At 66.2% G+C, this 1,075-nt stretch carries 1 protein-coding gene; it reads left to right on the top strand.

The genetic code is table 11. The features are described 5' to 3' along the window. Positions 1 to 107 precede the first annotated feature (107 nt). A partial coding sequence (locus Ahu01nite_RS50050) for an IS3 family transposase (protein ID WP_203843844.1) occupies positions 108 to 1,075 on the top strand: 968 nt, incomplete at its 3' end.

Below are 1,075 nucleotides of genomic sequence, written 5' to 3'. Positions count from 1 at the left end.
CGCACGGAGACGGCGTTGACGATTATGGGAAAAGCGCGCGAGCTCTTGGAGGACATCTCCAGGAGCGAGCCGGACGGTCCGGACGTGTTCGGGCTCGGCAGACACTGATGGACGCCTTCGCGCAGCTGACCGGGACAGGCACGACCACCCGGCAGGCAGCGGCGATGACGGGGATCGCCCGCGCGTCAGCGGATCGTGATAGGCGCCGGGCGAGTCCGTCACGCCGGACACCGCGGGTGCCGGCGAACGCGCTGAGCCCGGTCGAGCGGGATCAGGTTCTGGCCGTGCTGGACAGTCCGGAGTTCGTCGACGCGGCCCCGGCCCAGATCTTTGCCGCCCTGTTGGATCAGGGTGTGTATGTGGCCTCGATCGCGACGATGTATCGCATTCTGCGTGCCGACAGGCAGGTGGCCGAACGCCGACGGCTGGCCCGGCATCCCACTCGCACCCGTCCGGAGTTGGTCGCCGACGGGCCGCGGCAGGTCTACTCGTGGGACATCACCAAACTCGCCGGCCCGGCCAAAGGCGTCTACTACAACGCCTACGTCATGGTCGACATCTACTCCCGGTTCATCGTCGGTGCCCGCGTGCACGCGCGCGAGTCCGGGCCTCTCGCGAAGTCGATGATGCGGGAGGTGTTCGACACCCACGGTGTCCCGCATGTCGTGCACGCCGACCGAGGCACGTCGATGACCTCGAAATCGGTGGCCGAACTCCTCGAGGATCTGACCGTGACACGGTCGCATTCGAGGCCGAAAGTCAGTAACGACAACCCTTACAGCGAAGCATGGTTCAAGACGTTGAAGTACGCACCGGTCTTCCCGGACCGGTTCGCCACCCTCGCCGAAGCGCGCAGATTCATGACCGAATTCGTGACCTGGTACAACCACGCCCACCGGCATTCCGGGATCGGCCTGCATACCCCCGCGGAGGTCCACCACGGCCGGCACCACACCGTTCGTGACACCCGCGAACAGACCCTGACCACAGCCCGGACGGCGAACCCCGAACGGTTCACCACCGCCAACGTCCTGCCCAAAATCCTCGACCTGCCCGACCACGCCTGGATCAACCG

Source organism: Winogradskya humida (genome assembly GCF_016862215.1).
GTDB lineage: Bacteria > Actinomycetota > Actinomycetes > Mycobacteriales > Micromonosporaceae > Actinoplanes > Actinoplanes humidus.
This window is presented reverse-complemented; position numbering and strand designations above follow the sequence as displayed.